The organism is Ensifer sp. Root558 (assembly GCF_001427045.1).
GTDB lineage: Bacteria > Pseudomonadota > Alphaproteobacteria > Rhizobiales > Rhizobiaceae > Ensifer > Ensifer adhaerens.
In genome coordinates this window covers 270,325-294,093 of record NZ_LMGC01000023.1, presented here as the reverse complement: position 1 = coordinate 294,093, position 23,769 = coordinate 270,325, and the positions used below count along the sequence as shown (strand labels likewise).

Sequence of the window (23,769 nt, the reverse complement as noted above, 5' to 3'; positions counted from 1 at the left end):
TCGATGTACCAAGAGCTTTATCCCGGCATGTCCGTATCCGGCGTCGGCGTGCTGTCGCTCGACCGCGTCGCCCGCGATGGCGGTCTCAAGGCAATGCAGGATCTTTTGAGCGGCGAGCTGCCGGCGCCGCCGATGTCGAAGACGCTGAAGTTCGGGTTGAGCGAAGTCGAGGAGGGTCGGGTGGTCTTCAAGGGGCTGCCGACCGAGGAACACCTCAATCCGCTTGGCACAGTGCATGGCGGATGGACGGCAACGATCATGGATTCGGCCCTCGGCTGCGCTGTCTTCACCACCGTCAAACCTGGGGAGGCCTATACGACGGTCGAGTTCAAGGTGAACCTCGTGCGGCCGCTGCTGCCCGATATGGGCGAGGTCTTCTGCGAGGGGCGCATCGTGCATCGTGGCCGCACCATCGCGACCTCCGAAGCCTGGCTGCGCGACCGCAACGGCAAGCTGCTCGCCCACGGCACCGAAACCTGCGCCATCTTCCCGATCGACAATCTCAGGCGTTAAAGCAATTCCAGGAAAAGTGCGAAGCGGTTTTCCGTCCGGAATTGCGTCACTTCAAGCTGAGCAATTCCAGGAAAAGTGCGAAGCGGTTTTCCGCCCGGAATTGCGTCGGTCAAGCAATGTCGGAAGCAAGAAACGCCGCGCAGAATGGCGCGGCGTTCCTTTTTGTAATCGCAGTCCTGATCAGCCGATGCGGCCGCCGCCCTGCTTCGTTACGGCGACGACAGCCGGGCGTACCGGCATGTCGTCCTGGAAGTCCGGCCAGCGGGTGGCCGGCGTCTCGTAAGTTGCAAGGCCGGCGTCGCCGGGGTGCTGGACGGCGAGGAAAAATGTGTCCGAGGTCGGGTTGAAGCAGGGGCCGCACATTTCGGCGCCGACCGGCACGCGGAAGAAGAGCTTCGACGTGCCGCGGGCGGCGCCGTCCGTGTCGATCGCCCAGATACCGTCGGTGCGGCCGGTGTCCTTCTCGTTGTTGCCGTCGGTCGATACCCAGAGGCGGCCATCGGTGTCGATGGCGCAATTGTCGGGCATGCCGAACCAGCCGTTCTTGGTGGTGGCGGTCGAGAACGAAGCGCCGACCTCGGCAACGCTCGGATCGCCGCACTTCAAGAGAACGTCCCAGCGGCTCTTCAGCGACGCGAAGTCGCCGTCGGTCTCGGTGATCTCGACGATGTGGCCGAAGGCGTTCTTGGCGCGCGGGTTGGCCGCGTCGACTTCTTCGGCCTTGCGCTTGGTGTTGTTGGTCAGCATCACGTAGACCTTGCCCGTCTTCGGGTTCGGCTGAACGTCTTCCGGACGGTCCATCTTGGTGGCACCGAGCGCGTCGGAGGCAAGACGGGTGTTGATCAGCACGTCCGCCTGCGAGGCAAAGCCGTTGGCTTCGGTCAGCGGGCCTTCGCCGTGCGTCAGCGGCATCCAGGTGACGGAGCCGTCTTCGTCGAACTTGGCGACATAGAGCGTGCCCTCGTCGAAGAGGTCCATGTTGGCGGCGCGATCGTCAGGGTTGAAAGTGCCCTTGGTCACGAACTTGTAGACATAGTCGTAGCGCTCGTCGTCGCCGGAATAGAGCACGACGCGGCCGTCCTTGTTGACGATCGATTCGCAGCCTTCGTGCTTGAAACGGCCGAGGGCTGTGCGCTTCTTCGGCACCGACGTCGGATCAAGCGCGTCGACCTCGACGATCCAGCCGAAGCGATTGGCTTCGTTCGGCTCTTTGGAGACGTCGAAACGGTCGTAGAAGGACGCCCATTCATACTGGCCGCCCGGTGCGCCCAGCCGCTTCAGCTGCTTGTATTCCGGATGGTTCTCGGCAATCTCGCCGCCGAAATAGCCGTTGAAGTTTTCTTCGGCCATCATGTAGGTGCCCCAGGCGGTGACGCCGCCGGCGCAGTTGTTGAGCGTGCCGAACACCTTTTTGCCGGTCGGGTCGGACGGCGTCTTCAGGCGGTCGTGACCGGCGGCCGGGCCGGTGATCTGCATCTCGGTGTTGACGGTGATGCGACGGTTGTTCTTGCCGTCGAGAACCGGCTGCCACTTGCCGTCGACCTTGCGGATCTCGATGATCGTGCCGCCATGTGCGGCCATCTCGATGTCGACCAGCTCCTTGCTGTATTCGCCGAGAACGACCTTCTCTTCCTCGACTTCCTTGCCGTCCTTCGTCACCTTTTCCTTCACGACGCTGGCGAAGGCCGGGAACATCAGTTCGGCATTGGTGTATTCGTGGTTGACGACGAGCAGGCCGTGGTCGGCGCTGCCGTCGAGCGGGATGAAGCCAACATAGTCGTTGTTGTAGCCGAACAGCTTTTCCTGGGCAGCGGCCGTCTGGTTCTTCGGGTCGAACTCCGGGCTGTCGGCGAAGATCTTGTCGCCCCAGCGAAGCAGGACGTCGGCATCGTAACCTTCGGCGACCTGGTGCTTTTCGTCGACGCCGGCTTCGATCTCGGTAAAGTCGAAGCGCGAACCGTCCTCGGCGCGTGCCTCTTCGGCGGTCAGGAGAGCGAGCGGGCTGACGGTGGTCGAGATCGCGGCAACTGCCAGCGAGCCGCCGATGAACGACCGGCGCGAGAAGCGGCGGTGGATGATGTCGCCCATTGTCGGATTGGCGGAACAGTTGTGGCCGACGTCTTCCAGCTCTTCCCTGCGTTCCGTCAGCGTCTTGAATTCGGTCTCTTCCGTCTGGCCGAGATGCTTGTCCATGATCGGGTCTCCTGGTTGAACGATGGAAACCACCGCGCAAGGCAGCGGTGTTCATCCGCCTGTACCAGCTGCCCCATGACAGTTCTGCGACATTTCCGTGAAGAGATTACAGCGCTCGGCCGTCTATAGATTTGGCGCTTGCATAAAAGTCTGTATGGTTGCGCGCGCCGGCGATTGCGACTGCCAGGGGAAAGTATGTTCGAACTTATTGCTTTAGCTGCCTTTATTCTGGCCCTGTCCGCCTATCTCGGCAACCGAAGGACGACCGAGCGTCTTGGTGCCGAACTCGCCGCCCTCAAGGCGGAGGTCGTGGCGCTGAGGGCCGCTCCGGGCGGAGGCGCCCCGGCTGAAACGGCGACCGAGGCGTTTGCGGCTGCGGACGAGTTGCCGGCCATGTCGGAGACGCCGGAGCCAGAGACGCTGGACGATGCCGCTGCCGCCTTCTCGGCCAGTGCGCGCGAGGGCGCGCGGATTTTCGGCGATGCGGAAGGAGCCGCGGCCAAAATCGAGGGCGAGGAGACGATCGCTGCCAGCACGGAAGCACCGCAGCCGGTCGCAACCGTACCCCGTCAGACCGAAAGCCTGGAAAGTCGCCTCGGCGCCCGTTGGGCCGTCTGGGTTGGCGGCATCGCGTTGGCGCTCGGCGGCGTCTTCATGGTCAAGTATTCAATCGATGCCGGGCTGTTGAGCCCGGCGGTTCGCCTGACGCTTGCTGCCTTGTTCGGCCTCCTGCTGATGGCGGCGGGCGAGGTCATCCGTCGGCGCGCGGTGCCCGTGATCGCCAACGAATTCCAGAACGCCATGATCCCCGGCATCCTGACGGCGGCCGGTGCCGTCACCCTCTTCGGGGTCGCCTATGCCGCCTATGGCATCTACGACTATATCGGCACGGGCACGGCCTTCGTTCTCCTGGCGGCGATTTCGCTCGCCACTGTTGGTCTGTCGCTGCTGCATGGGCAGGCGCTCGCTGGCCTCGGCCTGCTTGCCTCGCTGATCACGCCGGCGCTGGTTTCGAGCAACGAACCGCGCCCCTGGGTTCTTTTCGGCTTCCTCGCGATCGTTTGGCTCGCGACCCTGCTTGCATCGCGGCTGCGCCGATGGACCGTAGTGCCGACGCTTGCCAATGTTGGCATAGGGCTCTGGGGCCTTGCCTATGTCGCTGCGGCATCGCCCTTCGAAGCACGGCCGGTCGCTTTCGTCCTACTTGTGATGATCGCCGGCATCGGACTTATCTGGCCTGCCGCCATCGAACGGGAGCCAGTGGCAGAAGCGCGCGAAGTGCGTGATGCGACTGAAGGGTCCGAAATGCTGGAGCCGACCGAAGCGACAACCCGACCCCGGGCCGTCGTCGGGCCATGGGAACGCCTGTTCGTTCCACCGCACGCGGCAATCTCCATTTCGGCCGCGATCGTCGTCACCATGCTTGCGCTCCTCCTCATCAGCCCGGCAGTCTATGCGGTCCGCTTTCCGGTGGCGGAGTTTGCAGTTGTCGTTGCGGCGCTGGCGGCGTTGGGCGCCTGGCGGACAACGGCAGTCTATCCCGCCGTGCTTTCAGCGGTCGGCGCTGTTGCTGGCGTCTGGAGCCTGACGGCGCTGAGCGGCGTGCTCGCCTATCTCGATCCCTCGCTGGCCGACGCTCTTCCGGCAGTCGTCCTGCCCGGGCGCACCGCGATGATCACCGCAATGCTGCTTGCGACGCTGTTCGTCGCACTCGGCGGTTTCGTGCTGTCGCGCCGGCTCGTCGCCCATCCGCAATATTCGACACTCTGGGCGGGCATCGCCGCGGTCGTTCCGGTCGCGCTCGTCGCGATGTCGTTCCTGATGACCGGCAACTATTCCTTCGACCTGCCGCACGGCCTGTTCTCACTCGTCGCCGGGGCGGCGCTGTTGGCGCTTGCGGACTGGCTCTACCGCCGCGAAAGCGAGGCGATGGCGCGCGATACGGCGGCCGGCTTGCTGGTGGCCGGCTCCTTCACCTTTCTCGTGTTTGCCCTCCACGCCTGGACGGACGGGCTGGTCACGACGCTTGCGATCGCCGTGCTTGGAACGGCCTATGCGCTCGCCACGCGGATCCGCACCTGGCCGATCCTGCCGTGGATGACTGGTGCAGCTGCCGTCGTCGTACTCGGGCGCATCGCCTGGGAGCCGACGATCGTCGGTGCCGGCAATCTCGGCACCACGCCCGTCTTCAATGCGCTGCTGCCGGGCTACGGCATTCCCGCCGTGCTGCTTGCGGGCTCCGCCTATTTCCTGAGATCCTGGCCAGGCACGCGGGTGCGCAACCTGCTGCAGGCGCTTGCCAGCCTTTTCGTGCTGTTGACGCTCGCGATCCTGGTGCGCCATGCGATGAACGGCGGCGTGCTCGACAGCGCGGTGCCGACCCTCGGCGAGCAGTCGATCTACACGCTGCTGGCAATCGGCGCCTCGGCGATCTTCATGAGCCTCGACATGAAATCACCGAGCCCGGTCTTCCGCTACGGCGGCATGGGCCTCGGCGTGCTCTCGATGCTGTCGGTGCTTTCGGCGCATCTCCTCGGCCTCAACCCCTATTTCAGCGGCGAACTGCTGGGGCGTATCCCGTTCTTCGACCTGCTGTTGATCGGTTATCTGTTACCGGGGCTCGGCTATGCGGGGCTCGCCTGGTATGCACGCGACAAGCGGCCCTTGCCCTATGTCATGGCACTTGCGGTCAGCGGCGCGGTGCTTGCTTTCGCCTGGGCAAGCCTCACGGTGCGCCGTGTCTGGCAGGGGGAAAACATTGCGGACTGGAAGGGCTTTCTGCAGGGCGAGACCTACACCTATTCGGTCGTCTGGCTGCTGCTCGGCGTGCTGCTGCTGGTGCTCGGCTCGCGCTTCCATGCCAAGAGCATCCGCATCGCGTCGGCCGTTCTGGTCTTCGTTGCCGTGCTGAAGGTGTTCCTGATCGACATGTCCAACCTCGAAGGTTTCCTGCGGGCTCTGTCCTTCATCGGCCTTGGCGGGGTATTGATCGGGATAGGGCTCTTCTACCAGAAGATCTTGTCCGGCGTTGGCGCTGCACCGACGGCGCCGGCAAAGCCTGCCGAACAGCAATAGGACATCATGACAGAGATTTCGAAACTCGCGGCCGCCTTCGCGCCGCATGAGGAACTTGCGGCGGCGTTGCTGCCGCATGCCTTCGCCGCCGATGACGGCTCGCACGATGCCGCACATCTGATCCGTGTCTGGAAGAATGCCGCCCGCATCCAGGCGGAGGAGGGCAGTGAGGCGCGTTTGCTCGCCGCCGCGGTGCTGCTGCATGACTGCGTCTCGGTCGAGAAGAACTCGCCCCTGCGCACGCAGGCATCACGACTGGCGGCCGAAAAGGCGACGGGCATTCTGAAAGATCTCGGTTGGGGCACGGATGAGATTGCCGCGGTGGCGCACGCCATCCTGACGCACAGCTTCTCGGCGAACATCCCGCCGGAAACCCTGGAGGCGAAGATCCTTCAGGATGCCGATCGGCTGGATGCGATCGGCATGGTCGGCGCTGCCCGCTGCTTCTACATCGCCGGGCGCATGGGCAGCGGCCTTTACGACCCGCTCGATCCGTTGGCTGAGGCGCGGGCGCTCGATGACAAGGCCTTCGCCATCGATCATTTCGAGACCAAGCTCTTCCGGCTCGCTGACGGGTTCAAGACCGAGGCCGGCCGCCGTCTGGCTCACGAGCGTGAGCAGCGGCTACGCGACGTACTCGCCATGATGCTGGATGAAATCTAGTTGCCGGGAAGGGCGTGGGGCGCTTTTCTGCGAGCGATTGTGCCGCGCCGATTGCACCGGAACATTTCTCCGTTTCCATCAAGCCGAGAAATGATCTAGGCCTTTCAACGGATTGCAGCCGCCCGGTGAATCGGATCGTCAGGCGCTTGAATCAGTTTTTGAAGATGGAAGGAACTGTCCATGAAGGTGACCGGCCTCAACATTCATCCGCTGAAGAGCGGTCGCGCGATTGCCCGCGAGACGGTCTCGGTCAATCTCGACGGCGTCGAGGGTGACCGGCGTTTCATGCTGATCCAGCCGGATGGGCGCTTTATCACCCAGCGCGAACTGCAGACATTGGCGCAGGTTGAGGCGAGCCACATCGATGGCGGCGTGCACCTGAGGATGGGTGAGCGGGAGATCTCCGTCCGCTTCGATCCGGACCGTCGTCTGAACGTCGTCGTTTGGGGCAGCGAGGTCGATGCCGCCGTGTCGGATGAAACGACGGACGAGGTTCTCTCTTCATGGTTCGGCCGCCCGGTCAGGCTCGCCCATATGGACGCCTCGGCCGAACGGCTCGTCGGCGCCGAATGGGCAGGAGCGGCCGCACCCGTCGGCTTTGCCGATGGCTTTCCGATCCTGATCACGACCACGGGTTCGCTTGCCGATCTCAACCGGACGCTCGCCGAAAAGGGCCAGGAACCGGTCGGCATGGAACGGTTCCGCACCAACATCCTCGTCGACTGCGATGAAGCCTGGGAGGAGGATTTCTGGGAGAGCGTCGAGATCGGCGGCATCCGCTTCGATCTCGTCAAACCCTGCTCGCGCTGCATCATGACGACCCAGGACCAGATCACCGGCGAGCGCATCGGCGGCAATCCGATCCAGGGGTTGGCGGAGAAGCGCATGTCGGCCGACCGCCGCGTGACCGGCGTGCTCTTCGGCTGGAATGCGGTGCCGCGCAGCGAAGGCACCGTGAAGCTCGGCGATGAGGTCAAGATCATCGGCCGACGCGGCGAGCGCTGGCCGATGAAGGTGCGTGCTTCGGCTTAGTTCAGAAGCAATTCCGGACGGAAACGATCTCACGCGTTTCTCGGTATCAAGCCCAGGGCGTGATACCGAGAAGCTTGGCGCCCAGATCCGAAAGGCTGGCGGGGGAGGCGTTGTGCTTTTCCCATTCGCGCGGGTCGCCGGGAAAGGCGTCGCGCTTCGGATGGTCGAGCTCGCGCCACAGGTGCACCCGTTCCTCGCGCTCGGCGACATTGCCCCATTCTGCCGGATGCATCGAAATGTACTGCGCCATGCGCACGCGGCCATCGGAATGATTGGGCCGCACGCCGTGGGCCAGCAGGCTGTTGAAGATCATCAGGTCGCCGGCCTCCATCTCGATGTTGACGGTCGAAAGACCGGTCATGTCGGGGTGCATCGGGTCGCGGTCGGCGCTTTGAGTCTTCTCCCAGCTTTCGAAGTTTTCGAACAGTTCCGGCACGCATTGGAAGCCGCCGACGTCGCCGTCCTGCTTCTTGAGGCTGAGCACGCCCTGAACGCCGATCGGCAGCGGCCGGATTGAGGTGTCGACGTCCCAATGTATGAAGCCGTTGGGATTGCCCTTGACCTTCTTCGGTGGGTTGAGGTTGGCGCGGTCGATCGTCACCCACAGGTCTTCGCGGTCCCAGATGTCGACGAAGGCGCCGTAGATGCGCGGCTCCTGGCGGTTGTCCCAGAGATACTGGTGATTGTAGATCTCCAGCATGCCGGTGTTGTTGAGTTCCTTCATCTTGTGCTCGCGTCGCTGCGGCGCATACCAGGTCGAAGGGTCGGCCGGATCCTTTTCGTCGAAGCGCCAGAGCAACTCGACGAGCCGCTCGACATTGGTCGCCGGTACCGCCTGACGGACGATGACGTAGCCCTTGGTGATCCAGTGCTGCCAGTCCGCTTCCGAAAGCACGCGCAGAGGCAGCCGCTTCCGGATGTCCTTCAGTTGAATATCGAGATGGGCCGCCGTCGGGTGACTGTCTCTGAGTGGCTGCATGTGGATCTCCTCGCCTGGCAGGTTTGATTGGTGATGGAGAAAACCTAGCCCTTTCAACGGTGCCGCTGTTGCACGCAGCCTGCTTACATTGATACTATTCTGGCTTCTGAGGAGAGAATGGTGCAACATGAAGGCTGTTTTGCAGAAGATCTCGAGGCCGACCAATGCCTCATCAATCTTGCTAGACCGCCGGCTCGACGATGCCATCCCGTTCCAATGGCACCATCATCCCGAGTTCGAACTGACGCTGACGCTCAACTCGCGCGGCCAGCGCTTCATCGGAGACCATATCGGTGCCTATGAGGACGGCGATCTCGTGCTGGTCGGCTCCAACCTGCCGCACACCTGGCACTCCGCCGGCAAGGTCGACGAGGCCGAACCGCACGTGGCGCTGGTGCTCTGGTTCCATCCGGAATGGGTGGAGCGCCTGGAGGAGGGCTTCGTCGAACTCGCCGGCGTCAAGGCGATGTTCGAGCGTTCGGCTCCAGGGTTGCAGTTCACGCCGGAAGTGGCCACCCGCGTGCGGCCGCTGTTCGAAGGGTTGCGCCGGTTGGCGCCGGAGGAGCGCCTGCCGGACGTCCTGTCGATGCTGACGATCCTGGCGCGCGAGCAGGCGGTAACACCACTGTCGAGCCGGGTCGTCACGCCATCAGGCCGATCGGTCGACCGCGGCCGCCTCGACCGGGTGCTCGACCATATCCACCTGCATTACGCCGAAAACCCGTCGATGGACGAACTCGCGGATCTGGCCGCGCTCAGCCTTTCCGGCCTGCATCGCCTGTTCCTGCGCCACCTCAACATGCCGGTCTCGGAATATCTGATGCGCCTGCGGATCGGCGAGGCCTGCGCGCTGCTCAGTGGTTCGGCGCGTTCGATCGCTCATGTCGCCGATGCCGTCGGCTATCGTTCGCTTGCCAACTTCAATCGCCAGTTCAAGGCGGCCAAGGGCATGACGCCGAGAGCGTTTCGCGACCGGTTCCGCAGCGCCGCTTGATCAAGGCATCAATTCCGGTGATTGCGGCGTCAATTTAATTGGCTTTTATCTGTTTTAGCAGCCGCCTAGGATCGCGCTCCATCAATCGGAGAGATTCCATGTCCGCTGTTTCCGGAGCATCCGCGCCGTCCAGTGCCCGTCAGGAGATGCCCTGGCTGATCATTGCGGCCGGCTCGGTCGTCGCGATGCTCACCTTCGGCCCGCGCTCGGCGATGGGCTTCTTCCAGCTGCCGATGCTCGCCGATACGGGCTGGGACAGGACGACCTTCGGCCTTGCCATGGCATTGCAGAACCTCTGTTGGGGCCTGAGCCAGCCCTTCTTCGGCGCGATTGCGGACAAGTTCGGAACGTGGCGCGTGCTCGCCATGTCGGGCCTTCTCTACGCTGCTGGTCTCTTCATCATGGCCTTCGCCAACGCGCCGATCTGGCTGCACATCGGCGGCGGCGTGCTCGTCGGCATGGCGGTGGGCTCCGGCTCCTTCGGCATCCTGCTCTCCGCCTTTGCCCGCAACGTCACGCCGCATCAGCGGTCGCTCGCCTTCGGCATCTGCACGGCGGCGGGCTCGGCCGGCATGTTCCTGTTCGCGCCCCTGAGCCAGGGGCTGATCTCGGCCTATGGCTGGTCGGACAGCCTGGTCTATCTCGGCGTCCTCATGCTGGTCGTGCCGTTCTTCGCGATCCCGCTGCGCGGCAACGCGTCCTCCGGCCGCCAGAGCGAGGCGCAATTCAAGCAGTCGATCGGCGAGGCGCTGAAGGAGGCACTTGGCCACAAGAGCTACCTGCTCCTGGTTTCCGGCTTCTTCGTTTGCGGCTACCAGGTTGCCTTCATCACCGCGCACTTCCCGGCTTACATCGGCGATATCGGCATCGACGCGCGCTATGCGGTGATCGCGCTGGCACTCATCGGCTTCTTCAACATTATCGGCTCTCTGTCGGCGGGCTTCATCGCCCAGCGCTACTCGAAACCCTATTTCCTGGCGCTGATCTATATCGCGCGCTCGGTGGCGGTGACGGCCTTCCTGCTGCTGCCGCAGACGCCGACCTCGGTCATCGTCTTTGCCATCGTTATGGGCCTGCTCTGGCTTTCGACCGTGCCGCCGACCAATGCGCTGGTCGCGATCATGTTCGGTACGCGCCACCTCGGCCTGCTCGGCGGCATCGTCTTCCTGTCGCACCAGGTCGGCTCATTCCTGGGTGTGTGGATGGGCGGCTACCTCTACGACCACTTCGGTTCCTACGATCCGGTGTGGTGGCTCGGTGTAGCCCTCGGCGTCTTCGCCGCAATCGTCCACTGGCCGATCGAGGAGAAGGGCGTGGCACGGCCGGCGATGGCCTGATCGCGAACCAAAATCAGAAGCGCCGCGAAAAGCGGCGCTTCTATTCTTGAATTCTGTCACAAAACTTTCTAAATCAACCCATGCGGCTTTGCCGCTTTTGTTTTGGTTCAATTATGCTCAGATTGAGCATAATTGAAAACCCGCCCAGGAAGAGGGGCGGAGAGGAGATGTCGATGACGCGCCTTGCACCCCGCACCGCGGCCGTGGCGAAACCGGTTTTTGTCAGCGCCGCTGAGCGCTTCGGCATCATCGAAAGGCCCGAGCTTGCCTTTACGCCGGCGATCGCGCGCGAAACCGAGCATCTCTACGAGAAGGTCAAGGATTTCATCCCGGCGATCGAGTGGCCGGTCTACGCGCCCTATGTGCACGCCATCAACCGGCTGAAGAAGGAGCGTAACGCGGTCATCCTCGCGCATAACTATCAGACGCCGGACATCTTCCACTGTGTCGCCGACATCGTCGGCGACTCGCTGCAGCTCGCGCGCGATGCTGCCAAAGTCGATGCGGAAATCATCATCCAGTGCGGCGTGCACTTCATGGCCGAAACGTCGAAGTTGCTGAGTCCGGAAAAGACCGTACTGATCCCCGACGCCAAGGCAGGCTGCTCGCTGTCGGAATCGATCACCGGCGCCGATGTCCGCCTGCTGAAGCAGCGCTACCCCGGCGTTCCCGTCGTCACCTACGTCAACACGTCTGCCGACGTGAAAGCCGAGACCGACATCTGCTGCACCTCGTCGAACGTGCTCGATGTCGTCGAGAGCCTGGAATCCGACACGGTTCTCTGCATTCCCGACGAATACCTGGCGATGAACGTCGCGCGCCAGACCAACAAGAAGATCCTGACCTGGAAGGGCCACTGCGAGGTGCACGAGCGCTTCACGGCCGCCGAGTTGCTCGCCTACAAGGAAGCCAATCCGGGCATCGAGATCATCGGTCATCCGGAATGCCACCCGGACGTGATCGCCGTCTGCGACTTCGCCGGATCGACCTCCGGCATGATCAACTACGTCAAGGACAACCGCCCGTCGAAGGTGCTGCTCGTCACCGAGTGCTCGATGGCGTCGAACATCCAGGCCGAGATCGAAGGCGTCGAGTTCGTCAAGCCGTGCAACCTCTGTCCGCACATGAAGCGCATCACGCTGCCGAAGATCCTCGACAGCCTGCTGACCATGACGGAGGAGGTTCTCGTCGATCCTGATATCGCCGATCGCGCCCGCCTTGCGGTCGAGCGCATGGTAAACCTCAAGCAGTAACAATTTCCGCCGGGTCATACCGGATGCAGGCATGCGCATTGGAGGAGAATGAATCATGCTGACCGACCATTTCCGCCCGCAATCCTTCAACGGGATTGACGATATCGTCATCGTCGGTGGTGGCTTGGCCGGCCTCTTCTGCGCGCTGAAGCTGAGCCCGAGACCGGTGACGATCCTTGCCGCAGCCCCGATCGGCCACGGCGCCTCGTCGGCCTGGGCTCAAGGCGGCATCGCCGCTGCGATGAGCCCCGGCGACACCTTCGAGAAACATGTCGCCGACACGTTGGCCGCCGGTGCCGGCATCGTCGACGAGAAGATGACGCGCATGATGGTGGCCGAAGGCCCGGCGCGCATTCACGATCTGCTCGAATATGGCGTGCCCTTCGACCGCGATCTCGAAGGCAAGCTGCTGCTCTCGCGTGAGGCGGCCCATTCCGAGCGACGCATCGTCCGCGTCAAGGGCGACATGGCCGGCAAGGCGATCATGGAAGCGCTGATAGCCGCCGTCCGCCGGACGCCGTCGATCCGCGTGATCGAAGGCTATGTAGTCGAGGAACTCGTGCGCGAAGGCCGATTCATCTCCGGCGTCATCGCCCGGCCCGATGCCGGCCAGTCGAAGAAGCGTGTGGCCTTCCCGGCCCGTGCCGTCGTGCTCTGCTCCGGTGGAATCGGTCATCTCTATGCTGTCACGACCAACCCGTGGGAAGCGTGCGGGCAGGGGCTCGGCATGGCCGCCCGCGCCGGCGCGATCATCGCCGATCCGGAATTCGTGCAGTTCCACCCGACGGCGATCAACATCGGCAAGGATCCGGCGCCGCTCGCGACCGAGGCGCTGCGCGGTGATGGCGCCCAGCTTCTGAACGCCGCCGGCCATCGCTTCATGCTCGATATCCACCCGGACGGCGAGCTTGCGCCGCGCGACATCGTTTCGCGTGGTGTCTTTGCCGAGGTCCAGGCCGGCCGCGGCGCGTTCCTCGATTGCACCAAGGCTGTGGGCAAGCATTTCCCCGAGATGTTCCCGACGGTCTATGCCTCTTGCATGGCGGCCGGCATCGATCCGGTGACGCAAGCCATCCCGGTCGTGCCGGCGGTTCACTATCACATGGGTGGCGTGCTCACCGATGCCGAAGGTCGCACCTCGATCGATGGTCTCTGGGCTGCTGGAGAAGTGACCTCCACCGGCGTGCACGGCGCCAACCGGCTCGCCTCCAACTCGCTGCTCGAAGCCGTCGTCTTTGCCGCCCGCATCGCCGAAAACATCAAGGGCACGCTGCCGACGCCGCAGCTTACCGAATGGGGCGACAATGCCGGCGAGAACGACGATCCGGTGACGGTCGAGGACAGCCCGCAACTGAAGATCCTGCGCCAGGTGATGAGCGATTGCGTCGGCGTGATCCGAACCCGCGAGAGCCTGGTAAAGGCGATCCGCGAGATCGCACAGCTCGAGCGCGACAACACCCGCATGCGCTTCACCAACATTATTACCACGGCCAAGTTGATCGCCGTCGGCGCGCTGCGGCGCACGGAAAGCCGCGGCGGTCACTTCCGCGCCGATTGCCCACAGGAACAGCCGGAATGGCGCCGCCGCACCTATCTGACGCTCGCCGACGCCAACCGCCTGGCGAGCGAACTGGCGGAGACGGAAGCGGCGTGATTTCACGCGCGCCGCTTGCATGGACCGACACTCAAGGACGAAAAAGCAGATGACCGCAGCCCTCCGCCCCGAACTTCCCGCACTGATGATCGAGGACCAGGTGCGTGCCGCACTTAACGAGGATCTCGGCCGCGCCGGCGACATTACCACGCTCTCGACCATCGGGCCGGAGCTGACCGCAAAGGCCGGCATGAACGTGCGCGATGCGGGTGTTGTTGCCGGGCTGGAGCTTGCGCGTGCCGCCTTCCGTCTGGTCGATCCGTCGATCCACTTCGAGGCATTGGTGGCGGATGGTGACCGGGTCGCGCCGGGCACGGCGATCGCCCGGATCTCCGGTCGCGCCCGCGGGCTGCTGTCGGCCGAACGTGTCGGCCTGAACTTCCTGATGCACCTTTCGGGCATCGCAAGCTATACGGCGAAATTCGCCGACGAGATCGCCCACACGCGTGCGAAGGTCTGCTGCACCCGCAAGACCATTCCTGGGCTGCGGGCGCTGGAAAAATACGCGGTGCGTCTGGGCGGTGGCTCCAATCATCGCTACGGCCTGGACGATGCCGTGCTGATCAAGGACAACCACATTGCCGTATCCGGCGGCGTCGCCAGCGCCGTCCATGCGGCGCGTGCCTATTGCGGCCATCTCGTCAAGATCGAGATCGAGGTCGATGGCCTCGATCAGATGCGCGAGGCGCTGACGGCCCAACCCGACGTCATCCTGCTCGACAACATGGGGCCGGACTTGCTCCGCGAGGCCGTTGCGGTCAACCGCGCGTTTTGGCAGCTCTCCGCCGACGCCTATGCGGTCGATGCCCGTCGGACGCGGTTGGAGGCTTCAGGCAACGTCAAGATCGATACGGTGCGGGCAATCGCCGAGAGCGGCGTCGATTACATCTCGACCTCGAAGATCACCATGGCCGCCCCGACGCTCGACATCGGCCTTGATGTGGTGATCGAAAGGTAAGCAACTCCAGGAAAAGTGCGAAGCGGTTTTCCGTCCGGAGTTGCGCCCAAAAGAGGCCAACGCCAGGAAAAGTGCGAAGCGGTTTTCCGTCCGGAGTTGCGTCTTTTCAGAAGCTAACCGAGGTTTTGAACGTCAACGCTGCATGATGAACGGGCAGGAGAAACGTTCGCCGACGGTGATCTGCGTGCCGCAGTCGTAGCGGCAGGTCCGGAACTGCCCGTTCAGGTCCTGGCTGTTGAGATTGCAAATGGTTGTCTGCGGCTGCATGCCGCCGCCCTGTTGGTTCTTGAAGTAGTCGGGCATCTTCGGCTTTTCGTCGGTTCCCGATTGGGGCGAGGTGCCGAGCAGCGACGTAAGCAGGGTCAGGACGAGCAGCATGGTTGTCACCTCGGTCGTAAACGCCGCATGGTTTGCGGGCAGCGAAAGTTCGGTCGCGTCCCACTGCACCGATTATAGCATCATCCCCGCACATGTAGGGCGTTCTGTCGGATGTTTTTAGGTGCCGATCCACCGTTTGGTGGGCGGTACTGCCCTCATCGCCCACCGACCTTGAGCCCCGGGGCAGGGCGCTCGTCGAGGATCTGGCGGCGGAAGCGGAAGAGGGCGGCCGGCCGCCCACCGGTGGAAGACAGCGTCATCCCCGTCGGCTCCACCAGTTCGGCCCCTTCGACCAGGCGGCGGAAGTTCTGCTTGTGCAGGTGGCGCCCGGAGATCGCTTCGACGGTTGCCTGCAGATCGGTCAGCGTGAACTCGGGCGGCATCAGTTCGAAGACGACCGGCCGGTACTTGATCTTGCCGCGCAGCCTCGCCATTGCCGTGGCGACGATGCGGCGATGGTCATGGCGCATCGCCAGCCCGGCGGTCAGAACGTCGTTGCCATTACCGTGGCCGTCGATGGCCGCCTCGGGCACGAGCCCTGCCTCGTAAAGGAGCTCATAGCGCTCCAGCACGCGTTCCTCGTCCCAGGGAAAATCGCCGAGGCCGAAGGCCAGGCGAATGCGCGCCCGGCGCCCGGCAATCCGGGCGGCTCGGTCGTCACCGGACACACCTGTTTCCCAGCGGGCAAGTGCCGGCAGGAGCGCCTGGTCCAGCACCGCCGGGCGACCCTGCCGCCAGTCCTCCCAGGGCAGGTAGCCGTACCAGTCGCGCCAATGCGCGCCGGCTTCGGCCAGCCGCTCGGTGTTTTCGGCATCGGTTCTCGTCAGGGCCAGATAGCCGACCGAGACCATGTGCTTGCCTTCTTCGCCCGGCAGCCGCTGACGGCCGCGATCGCCGAAGGTGTAAAGCTGTTCGATATAGCCGAGCTTCAGCGCCGTACGCTTTTCGACGCGATCGCGCAGGCTCGTCTCAAAGGTCCGGTGGAGCGCCGGATCGAAGGGGCCGAAGGGCAGGCTGTCACGCGCATCGCCGTCACTTTCGCTGACGGCGAGGATGCGCGGGCTGCGGTTGACGACGGCGACGATCGCCGCATTGAGGCCGATCTCGACCGTTGTCGGCTGCGTCTCAATCGGCAACGGCTGCTCCTTCGGAAGCAAGCGGCAGAAGGAACGGCGCATTGCCGTCGGCATCCGCGCCGCGACCGATCGCGCGAACGGCGGCGATCAGCCTTCCATTGCGCGCAAGCACGCCGTCGCCAATCTCGACGAGCCGGCTGTTGGGGGTCGCATAGGGCGAGGCGCGGCGCAGCCGCTGCACCAGCTCCGCGTCGTCCTGGTCCGGCTCGGCCGCGAGCGCGGCGATGAGGGCGGCTGCCGGCGAACGGGAGACGCCCATCCAGCAATGAACGAGGAGCGGCCGTGCACGGTCCCATTCGCGCGCAAAGGCGACGATCTGCCGGACATGGTCTTCCTGCGGCGCAATGAGGTCGCCGGTGCCGGCAAAGGTGATGTCGTTCATGCCGAGCGTCAGATGTCGCGCCTTGGCGATGACGCCGGGGCGATGGAAATCCTGGCCCTTGGCGACGAGGCTGATCATCTCGGTGCAGCCATGGCGGACGGCCATTTCGGCAATGCGGGAAAGCGGAGAAACGATGATGCCGGGCATGTCAGATTTCCGCGCGCGCGGGCACGCGCTGCGCTTCCAGCGTGAGGAACCGTTCGGTGAACAGGCGCTGCGCCTCGACCGCCGGCAAGGGATCGATCAGCAGCGTCTCGCGGGTGATGCCGCGCGGCTGGCCGAAGAACTTGCGCGCCTCTTCGACGGAGAAGCCGGCAAGCACCGTTGCTTCGAAATAGGCCGCGACATGATCGGCCTTCTTGATGCGGTCCTTCAATTCCTTGGAGCAATGCGGCGGCAGGCCGAAACGAAGGTGGATGGCGCTTTCCAGCCGCTTCTCGACCGATTTGTAGCCGCCGCCGACCACCGCCTTGAACGGCGAGATCATGTCGCCGATCACATATTCCGGCGCGTCGTGCAAAAGCGCCAGCAGGCAATCGTCGGTGCTGCACTTGTTGCTGCGGCGAAAAATATCTTCGACCATCAGGCTGTGCTGGGCGACAGAGAAGGCATGATCGCCGGCGGTCTGGCCGTTCCACCGGGCAACACGGGCGAGGCCATGGGCGATGTCGCCGATCTCGACATCGAGCGGCGAGGGATCGAGCAGGTCCAGCCTTCGGCCGGAAAGCATGCGCTGCCAGGCGCGGGCCGCCGTCACGCGCTTGCCTCGTCCGTGCTGGTCGGGAAGGTGAGGCCGGTCCATTCGGGCAGAACCATTGTCACCGGCACGTCGCCGGCGAGCAGCGGGATCCCATTCGCCATGGCTTCACCGGCCTTGTCGATGCGCACGATCGCGAGCGCCGACTTGCCCTGCACCGTGCCCAGCGCGCCGATCGCCTTGTCGTTCGCCGTAATCGTCGTTCCCGTGGGAGGAAGGGCGGCGTCCGCCGAAACGATCACGACCCGGCGGCGCGGCGTGCTGCGGTGCTGCATGCGCGACACCACTTCCTGACCGACGTAGCAGCCCTTCTTGAAGGAGAGGCCGCCGTTTTTGTCCAGGAGCACGTCATGGGGGAATGCGTCCTGCACCGCATAATCGGCACCGGCATTCGCAATGCCCGCCGCGATCCGCAGCCGTTCGAGGTCTTCTGCGCCGGCCGTGTCGCCGGTGGCTTCCCCATAGGCGCGAAAGAGCGCAACGCCCGCCTTCTCGAAACGGTGGTCCCGATAGGCACCCGTCGGTTCTGCTTCGTCGAATATCACGGTGACGGCGTCGGAAGTCCTGATCGAAAGCTCGACTGCCGAGCGAAGCTTGTACATCGTCATGCGCTTCAGCAGCGCTTCGGCCTGGTCGCTTGCCGTTTCCAGCCGCAGGCCATCGCCGTCGCGGGAGATCAGGAACTCGAACAGGATCTTGCCCTGTGGCGTCAGAAGCGCGCCAGGACGCGCCTCGTCGGGTGCAAGCGCGTCGAGGTCGGTGGTGATCAGTCCCTGAAGAAGATCTTCGGCGTCCTTGCCGGAAATGGAGACGATCGCACGATCGTCGAGGCGAACTCTGGGCATCGTTCGAATCCTGTTCGACGGGAGGGGAGGCTCCCGCGCTAACCTAGCAAACGATCACCTGGTAGCCGTGGCCGACTCAGGCCCCGGTCTCACCGGCGATCTCTTGGCGAAGAGGTAGGATGTTCGGCTGTCATCGGCAAGCAGGTCGCCGGCGCTCAGTCGCCGGCGATGAAGAATTTCCACTTGCCGTCCGGCATGATGCCGACGCGATAGAAGTTGTAACTGCCGAATTCTTCCATGTCGGCAAAATCGCCGGCGGTGACCAGGCGGAACAGGTCGACCTTTTCCGGTGCCGTCAGCGTCGAAAGCTTCTTTTCCGCAAAATAAGGCCAGACATAGGCCTCCTGCGGCGTGCCCTTGTCTACCAGCACGAAGCCGGTCGACAGCACGTCGAGCAGGATCGCGAGAATTTCGACGCCTTCCTGGTCGCCCGAAAGGCTCTTCAGGATCGACACCGGGTCTTCGTCGCCGGTGACGCCGGTGACCTGGGTCTGGTTCGGGCCCTTGCCGAGCAATGGGCGCAACCGCTCGATGTCGCCGGAAGCCGCCGCCTCGACGATCAGCTCGCGCATGCGGGCGACCGGCGCCGGAATCTTGGAAACGTCGGTCAGGACTTCGACAGGCCCGGTCGGCTCCGGCTCTTCAGCTTCGGGAGCATCTTCCTTGGTGGCTGTCGCCGACTTGTTGATCAGCGGGTCGGGCATCGGGATTTCGAGCGGAAGCGTCTCTTCCTCATCCGGCTCTTCGGCAACGGGTTCGGCGGCAGGCGGCGTCGCCTTCTGGTCGCCGGCGGCAGGCTGTTGCTCGGCCGGAACGGGTTGCGGCGCGCCCTGCAATTCGCTGAGAGCGAAGGCGGGGGAAACCGCTGCCGGGGTGGTCAAGGCGACACCGGCCAACAGCAGTGTGGCGAGGCGAACCGGAAGGGTCCGGTTTGCAAGATTCCGATGCATCGGGCAGTCCTGATATTACTGAATCGTGCGCTGGGGCGAGAATTCGCCGGCGAGCACGCGCTCGCGAAGCGAATTGAGCATTGCCTCGGCGCCGTCTTCGCCATGAAGCCGAACGGTTTCCCGCATGGCAAGAGCAATGGCCGCATCGGCGATGATTTCCGGCTCGATACCGTCGGCCATTCCGTCCGCCCAGGCCTCGCTCTGGTGTTCCAGCGCAGCCTGCATCTTCTCGTGGACGATCATGTCATCGATGTCGGTCAGGCTTGGTTCCATCATTCGTTCCATGCGACTTCCATTGTGCAAGCGGTTCATATTATGGCCGTTCGGCTGAACTCCGACTGAACGACCGTGACGGACTCGCCACTTCTTACCACTCTCTTAACGAACTTAGCAGCCTTTTCCCGAAACGACACGGGGTCGTGAGAAAAGAGGTTAATTTATTGCTAATTTCCAAAGCGGGCGACGATTTCTGACGCAAGTGTTGCCCCTTCGGCACGATATCGCTGTTCGGCGACGATCGCAGGGCCTGTGCAGTTCGTATAGACCGATGCGAAGGTGCGGTACCCGCGGTTGAAGGCGGCAGTCATCCGCTCGCGTCGTTTGACTTCAGTGGCGGTTTCCTTTTCGATCAGATCCTGCATCGAGCGGCGCCAGACGTCTTCCGGTTCCTTGACGCAGAGATTCCTGAGGTAGTGCACGGAGCCGAGGATCTCGGAGAGCCGAATCAGCCGCTGGTCATAGGGCGTCGGCTTTTCTTCCACGGCGGCCGGGGCAGGGGCTGCGGTCTCGGTCTTGGCCGCCTCTTTCGTCGGTGTTTTTTGCGCCGCCGCGCCAGTGGCGACCGTCAAGGCGATGCCGGCGAGCGTAAGCCTTGCGAGGATCGGGACAGGGATCATGATTTCATCAAGCCCGAATTGGCGGCGGTTTCAAGGCCGTCGCCGGATGTCGCGGCGTTCGCGCCGGTGCCGGAGAGTCTTTCCACACATTCGCGCACGCTGTCGGGGATCGGCAGGGTGAAGATCTCTTCAGGCGTGAACCAGCCGAGCCCTGCCGCGTCGTCGCTGGCGATGGCAACCGCGTCGGCATCCGCCTCGGCCCGGAACACCGAAAGCAGGAAGTGCCGCCCTTCGGACTCCTTGCCTGGCAGATCGTAGATTTCAAACAGCACCGGATCGCGCGCCTTGATGCCGGTTTCTTCGAACAATTCGCGAAGCGCTGTCTCCGCCGGCGTCTCGCCGGGCTCGGCACGGCCGCCCGGAAAGGCGTACATGTCGGCCGACGGTGGGTTGGCCCGGCGAACGAGCAGATAGCGGCCGTCGCGTTCTAGAATGACGGAGGAAGCAAGTTCGGGCTTGGTCGGCATCAGGGAATCAAATCGTCTCGGTAGCGTTGACCCATCCTACGTGAAGTGCCACATCGATGTCATGTGCGGACGTTTTGCGCTGACGGCGACCCCCGACGAAATGATGGAATTGTTCAGCCTGCTGGAAAGCGACGACTTTCCGGCGCGCTTCAATATCGCGCCAACCCAGCCGATCATGGTTGTCGTGGCCGGCGAGTGCGCGGCACCCGGCAGCAACCTGCCGGAGCGCAAGGCGGTGCTCGTGCGTTGGGGCTTTATGCCGGGCTGGGTGAAAGACCCGCGTGACTTTCCGCTGCTGATCAATGCGCGGGCCGAATCGGCAATCGACAAGGCCTCGTTTCGCGCCGCCATGCGCCACCGGCGTGTTCTCGTGCCGGCCTCCGGTTTTTACGAATGGCGCCGGCCGCCGAAAGGCAGCCGCGAGCCGTCGCAGGCCTATTGGGTGCGCCCGCGGAAGGGCGGCATCGTCGCTTTCGCCGGGCTGATGGAAACCTGGTCCTCGGCCGACGGCTCCGAGGTCGACACAGCGGCCATCCTGACGACGGCCGCCAACGCCTCGATCCGGCAGATCCATGACCGTATGCCGGTCGTTATCCAGCCCGAGGATTTTGCCCGCTGGCTGGATTGCAAGACGCAGGAGCCGCGCGAGGTTGCCGATCTCTTCGGCCCCGTCGCGGAGGACTACTTCGAGGCGATCCCTGTCTCGGACAAGGTCAACAAGGTCGTCAACACCGGTCCCGAAATCCAGGATGCCGTCACGCCCAGGTCGGTTGCGAATGCCCAGCTAAAGGGCAAGGACGAGCCGACCGAGCCCGATGGCGGGCAGATGTCTCTCTTTTAAGGAAAAGAGCGTCGGAACCGTCAGGCTGGCCGCTTGGTCAGCTTGCCAGCCGGCTTCGCCTTCACCTGCAACGCTGCGGCAAGTACGGCCTTCAGGCCGAGCGGGCGATACTGTTCGACGAGGTTGGCGGATTTGGTGATGTCTTTGGTCTTTGCGGCTTTCACTTGCACTCACTCCTTGATGCTTTCCCGAACCGGATACACTGCCGCTTTCGCACGTCTTCACGAAAGCGACGCTCCTCCTCGCTCTCCGGAGACAGGATTTCGTGGTGTGCTACCAACTACACCGCGAATCTGTTTTCCGCATGGCGATCTCAGATAAGCCTAATCATGACAAATCCATGACCGCGGAATCCTTTCGATAGTCGGCTGTGCTTGCACGCGGCTGACCTCTTGACCGAAATCGGGTGACGCGCGATAAGTGAGGCCATGAAAACGGTTATCTGCATTATCTGCCGGAACATTATTCGCTAGCGCTCCGCTGGCCTGGCCGTTTTCGTCTCCTAAAATCCAAGATGACAAACGCGCGGGCCTCCCGGGCGCGGTATTTTACGGTCGTATGCATCTTGGAGAATGGCAATGGGCGGAACGCCGACACTGAAGCTGTACAACACGCTGACGCGGGAGAAGATCGAGTTCAAGCCGATCGATCCCGACAACGTTCGCATGTATGTCTGCGGCCCGACGGTCTATGACTATGCCCATATCGGCAATGCCCGGCCGGTCATCGTCTTCGATGTCCTGTTCCGGCTGCTGCGCCATGTCTATGGCGCGGATCACGTCACCTATGCGCGCAACATCACCGACGTCGACGACAAGATCAACGCGCGGGCGCTGCGGGACTATCCGACCCTGCCGCTCAACGACGCGATCCGCCGGGTGACGGAGAAGACCGAAACGCAGTTTCTCGACGATGCCAGGGCGCTCGGCTGCCTCGATCCTGATGTCCAGCCGCGGGCGACCGACAACATCGCCCAGATGATCGACATCATCGAAAAGCTCATCGCCAAGGGCCACGCCTACCAGGCGGGCGGCGAGGTGCTGTTCGATACCAAGTCGATGGCCGATTACGGTCAGCTCTCGAAGCGCAACCTCGACGAACAGCAGGCCGGCGCCCGCGTCGCCGTCGAGGCGCATAAGAAAAGCCCCGGCGATTTCGTGCTGTGGAAGCTCTCCGGCGACAACGAACCGGGCTGGGAAAGCCCGTGGGGCAGGGGCCGTCCCGGCTGGCACATCGAGTGCTCGGCCATGAGCAGCCGCTATCTCGGCGAGGTCTTCGACATCCACGGCGGCGGGCTGGATCTCATCTTCCCGCACCACGAAAACGAGATTGCCCAATCCCGTTGCGCCCATGGCACCGAGGTGATGGCGAATGTCTGGATGCACAACGGCTTCCTGCAGGTCGAAGGCCGCAAGATGTCGAAGTCCGAAGGCAACTTCGTCACCATCTACGAACTGCTGCACACGGAAAAGTTCGCCGGCCGCCAGTGGCCGGGCGACGTGCTGAGGCTCGCGATGCTGATGACGCACTATCGCGAGCCGATCGATTTTTCGGTGAAGCGGCTGGAAGAGGCAGAGCATCTGCTCTCCAAGTGGCCGGTGCCGGGTGACGCCACGGGTGAGGCCGACCCGGCCGTGGTCGCCGCACTTGCCGACGACCTCAACACGGTCGCAGCCGTCCAGGCGGTCCATGCGCTTGCCCAGAAGGCGGCGACCGATTCGAAACTGCTCGGCACCTTCGCCGCAAGTGCTGCGCTGATCGGCGTGGTGCCGCAGGCGGTCGAACTCGACGAGGGGCTGGTCCGCGACATCGACAGCCGCGTGCGGGCCCGTCTGGAACTGCTGAAGGCGAAGAACTTCGCGGAAGCCGACAAGATCCGCGATGATCTGCTGGCGCGCGGTGTTCAGCTGAAGGACGGCAAGGATCCGGCAACCGGCGAGCGGGTGACGACCTGGGATATCAAACGGTGACGGTGGGCCGCCCCCAGAGCCCTGTCCGATCAGAGCGATCGGACAGGGCATCTGAAAGGGCAGCGAAAAGCGAAGCGCATGCATGAAAGAGGAGTTCGTGCGATGATCGACCATACGGGCATTCCCGTCGCGGATTTCGACCGGGCGCAGTCGTTCTATGACAAGGCCTTTGCTCCGCTTGGCGCCTCCTTGCTGATGATGGTGCCGTTGGAGCACACCGGCGGCGTGAAGGTTGGCGGTTATGGCCGCGAGCGGCCGGTTTTCTGGCTGCATGAAACGGCCGAGGCAGGCCCGGGCCGCCACTACGCCTTTTCGGCGCGCAGCCGCGCCGAGGTCGATGCCTTCTATGAAGCGGCGATTGCCGCCGGCGGACGTGACAACGGCAAGCCGGGGCTGAGACCGCACTACCACCCGGACTATTACGGGGCCTTCGTATTCGATCCCGACGGCAACAATATCGAAGCCGTCTGCCACGCGCCGGGCTAAGGAGGAGTTG

24 protein-coding genes are annotated in these 23,769 nt (G+C 63.7%); 12 read left to right on the top strand and 12 right to left on the bottom strand.

Annotated elements, in window-relative coordinates:
• The first annotated feature begins 3 nt into the window (after window positions 1-3).
• Window positions 4-513, top strand: a complete 510-nt coding sequence (locus ASD63_RS21245) for a PaaI family thioesterase (protein ID WP_034804064.1) — start codon at window positions 4-6, stop codon at window positions 511-513.
• A gap of 180 nt (window positions 514-693) precedes the next feature.
• On the opposite strand, the gene ASD63_RS21240 is transcribed toward ASD63_RS21245, so the two are convergent.
• Window positions 694-2,706, bottom strand: a complete 2,013-nt coding sequence (locus ASD63_RS21240) for a PhoX family phosphatase (RefSeq protein ID WP_034804061.1) — start codon at window positions 2,704-2,706, stop codon at window positions 694-696.
• Window positions 2,707-2,901: 195 nt separating this feature from the next.
• Between ASD63_RS21240 and ASD63_RS21235 the strand changes: the two genes are divergently transcribed.
• The 3 genes from ASD63_RS21235 (at window position 2,902) to ASD63_RS21225 (ending at window position 7,476) form a co-directional block, all read left to right on the top strand.
• Window positions 2,902-5,781 carry a DUF2339 domain-containing protein gene (locus tag ASD63_RS21235; RefSeq protein WP_051659667.1) on the top strand — a complete coding sequence of 960 codons (2,880 nt, stop codon included), beginning with the start codon at window positions 2,902-2,904 and terminating at the stop codon, window positions 5,779-5,781.
• Window positions 5,782-5,787: 6 nt separating this feature from the next.
• Window positions 5,788-6,444, top strand: coding sequence for an HD domain-containing protein (locus ASD63_RS21230; protein ID WP_034804057.1), 657 nt, complete (start codon window positions 5,788-5,790; stop codon window positions 6,442-6,444).
• A gap of 180 nt (window positions 6,445-6,624) precedes the next feature.
• Window positions 6,625-7,476 carry an MOSC domain-containing protein gene (locus ASD63_RS21225; protein WP_034804054.1) on the top strand — a complete coding sequence of 284 codons (852 nt, stop codon included), beginning with the start codon at window positions 6,625-6,627 and terminating at the stop codon, window positions 7,474-7,476.
• Window positions 7,477-7,522: 46 nt separating this feature from the next.
• On the opposite strand, the gene ASD63_RS21220 is transcribed toward ASD63_RS21225, so the two are convergent.
• The gene (locus ASD63_RS21220) at window positions 7,523-8,455 is read right to left on the bottom strand and encodes a phytanoyl-CoA dioxygenase family protein (RefSeq protein ID WP_034804051.1); all 933 of its coding nucleotides are present in this window, start codon (window positions 8,453-8,455) and stop codon (window positions 7,523-7,525) included.
• A 127-nt stretch (window positions 8,456-8,582) separates the two neighbouring features.
• On the opposite strand from ASD63_RS21220, the gene ASD63_RS21215 reads away from it, so the two are divergent.
• The 5 genes from ASD63_RS21215 (at window position 8,583) to nadC (ending at window position 14,651) form a co-directional block, all read left to right on the top strand.
• On the top strand, window positions 8,583-9,449 hold the full coding sequence (locus tag ASD63_RS21215) for an AraC family transcriptional regulator (protein ID WP_034804048.1): 867 nt from the start codon (window positions 8,583-8,585) through the stop codon (window positions 9,447-9,449).
• 98 nt (window positions 9,450-9,547) lie between these two features.
• The gene (locus ASD63_RS21210) at window positions 9,548-10,786 is read left to right on the top strand and encodes an MFS transporter (protein ID WP_034804045.1); all 1,239 of its coding nucleotides are present in this window, start codon (window positions 9,548-9,550) and stop codon (window positions 10,784-10,786) included.
• 173 nt (window positions 10,787-10,959) lie between these two features.
• Window positions 10,960-12,039: a quinolinate synthase NadA gene (gene nadA, locus ASD63_RS21205; protein WP_034804309.1), complete on the top strand. Its 1,080-nt coding sequence runs from the start codon at window positions 10,960-10,962 to the stop codon at window positions 12,037-12,039.
• Between the two features lie 55 nt (window positions 12,040-12,094).
• Window positions 12,095-13,693, top strand: coding sequence for an L-aspartate oxidase (locus tag ASD63_RS21200; protein ID WP_034804041.1), 1,599 nt, complete (start codon window positions 12,095-12,097; stop codon window positions 13,691-13,693).
• Between the two features lie 49 nt (window positions 13,694-13,742).
• Window positions 13,743-14,651, top strand: a complete 909-nt coding sequence (gene nadC / locus ASD63_RS21195; protein ID WP_034804039.1) for a carboxylating nicotinate-nucleotide diphosphorylase — start codon at window positions 13,743-13,745, stop codon at window positions 14,649-14,651.
• 132 nt (window positions 14,652-14,783) lie between these two features.
• Here nadC and ASD63_RS21190 read toward each other — a convergent pair whose 3' ends face one another.
• The 9 genes from ASD63_RS21190 to ASD63_RS21150 all read right to left on the bottom strand — a co-directional run bounded on the left by ASD63_RS21190 (window position 14,784) and on the right by ASD63_RS21150 (window position 20,465).
• The gene (locus tag ASD63_RS21190) at window positions 14,784-15,029 is read right to left on the bottom strand and encodes a hypothetical protein (protein WP_077961811.1); all 246 of its coding nucleotides are present in this window, start codon (window positions 15,027-15,029) and stop codon (window positions 14,784-14,786) included.
• A 155-nt stretch (window positions 15,030-15,184) separates the two neighbouring features.
• Window positions 15,185-16,207 carry an NAD regulator gene (locus tag ASD63_RS21185; RefSeq protein WP_034804035.1) on the bottom strand — a complete coding sequence of 341 codons (1,023 nt, stop codon included), beginning with the start codon at window positions 16,205-16,207 and terminating at the stop codon, window positions 15,185-15,187.
• Window positions 16,155-16,694 carry a tyrosine phosphatase family protein gene (locus tag ASD63_RS21180; RefSeq protein ID WP_034804033.1) on the bottom strand — a complete coding sequence of 180 codons (540 nt, stop codon included), beginning with the start codon at window positions 16,692-16,694 and terminating at the stop codon, window positions 16,155-16,157. Before ASD63_RS21180 ends, ASD63_RS21185 begins: the two co-directional genes overlap by 53 nt.
• Before the next feature lies 1 nt (window position 16,695).
• Window positions 16,696-17,304 carry an HD family hydrolase gene (locus ASD63_RS21175; protein ID WP_034804032.1) on the bottom strand — a complete coding sequence of 203 codons (609 nt, stop codon included), beginning with the start codon at window positions 17,302-17,304 and terminating at the stop codon, window positions 16,696-16,698.
• On the bottom strand, window positions 17,301-18,149 hold the full coding sequence (locus ASD63_RS21170; protein ID WP_034804031.1) for a folate-binding protein YgfZ: 849 nt from the start codon (window positions 18,147-18,149) through the stop codon (window positions 17,301-17,303). The genes ASD63_RS21175 and ASD63_RS21170 overlap by 4 nt, the downstream gene beginning before the upstream one ends.
• Before the next feature lie 155 nt (window positions 18,150-18,304).
• Window positions 18,305-19,099, bottom strand: a complete 795-nt coding sequence (locus ASD63_RS21165) for a hypothetical protein (protein WP_034804030.1) — start codon at window positions 19,097-19,099, stop codon at window positions 18,305-18,307.
• Between the two features lie 15 nt (window positions 19,100-19,114).
• A complete protein-coding gene (locus ASD63_RS21160) occupies window positions 19,115-19,384 on the bottom strand; it encodes a hypothetical protein (RefSeq protein ID WP_089043914.1) in 270 nt (89 codons plus the stop codon).
• 158 nt (window positions 19,385-19,542) lie between these two features.
• Window positions 19,543-19,995, bottom strand: a complete 453-nt coding sequence (locus ASD63_RS21155) for a TIGR02301 family protein (RefSeq protein ID WP_060529821.1) — start codon at window positions 19,993-19,995, stop codon at window positions 19,543-19,545.
• Window positions 19,992-20,465 (bottom strand): NUDIX hydrolase, encoded by a 474-nt coding sequence (locus ASD63_RS21150; RefSeq protein WP_051659666.1) that lies wholly within the window; start codon window positions 20,463-20,465, stop codon window positions 19,992-19,994. The genes ASD63_RS21155 and ASD63_RS21150 overlap by 4 nt, the downstream gene beginning before the upstream one ends.
• 58 nt (window positions 20,466-20,523) lie before the next feature.
• Here ASD63_RS21150 and ASD63_RS21145 point away from each other — a divergent pair, with 58 nt between their 5' ends.
• Window positions 20,524-21,303: an SOS response-associated peptidase gene (locus ASD63_RS21145; protein WP_034804304.1), complete on the top strand. Its 780-nt coding sequence runs from the start codon at window positions 20,524-20,526 to the stop codon at window positions 21,301-21,303.
• Window positions 21,304-21,323: 20 nt separating this feature from the next.
• Here ASD63_RS21145 and ASD63_RS35730 read toward each other — a convergent pair whose 3' ends face one another.
• Complete coding sequence (locus ASD63_RS35730) at window positions 21,324-21,467, bottom strand: hypothetical protein (protein WP_164475065.1); 144 nt, start codon at window positions 21,465-21,467, stop codon at window positions 21,324-21,326.
• 414 nt (window positions 21,468-21,881) lie between these two features.
• On the opposite strand from ASD63_RS35730, the gene cysS reads away from it, so the two are divergent.
• Entirely contained in the window at window positions 21,882-23,273 is a 1,392-nt protein-coding gene (cysS, locus tag ASD63_RS21140; protein ID WP_034804027.1) for a cysteine--tRNA ligase, read from the top strand.
• Between the two features lie 102 nt (window positions 23,274-23,375).
• Window positions 23,376-23,759, top strand: coding sequence for a VOC family protein (locus ASD63_RS21135; protein WP_034804024.1), 384 nt, complete (start codon window positions 23,376-23,378; stop codon window positions 23,757-23,759).
• The last annotated feature ends 10 nt before the right edge of the window (window positions 23,760-23,769 follow it).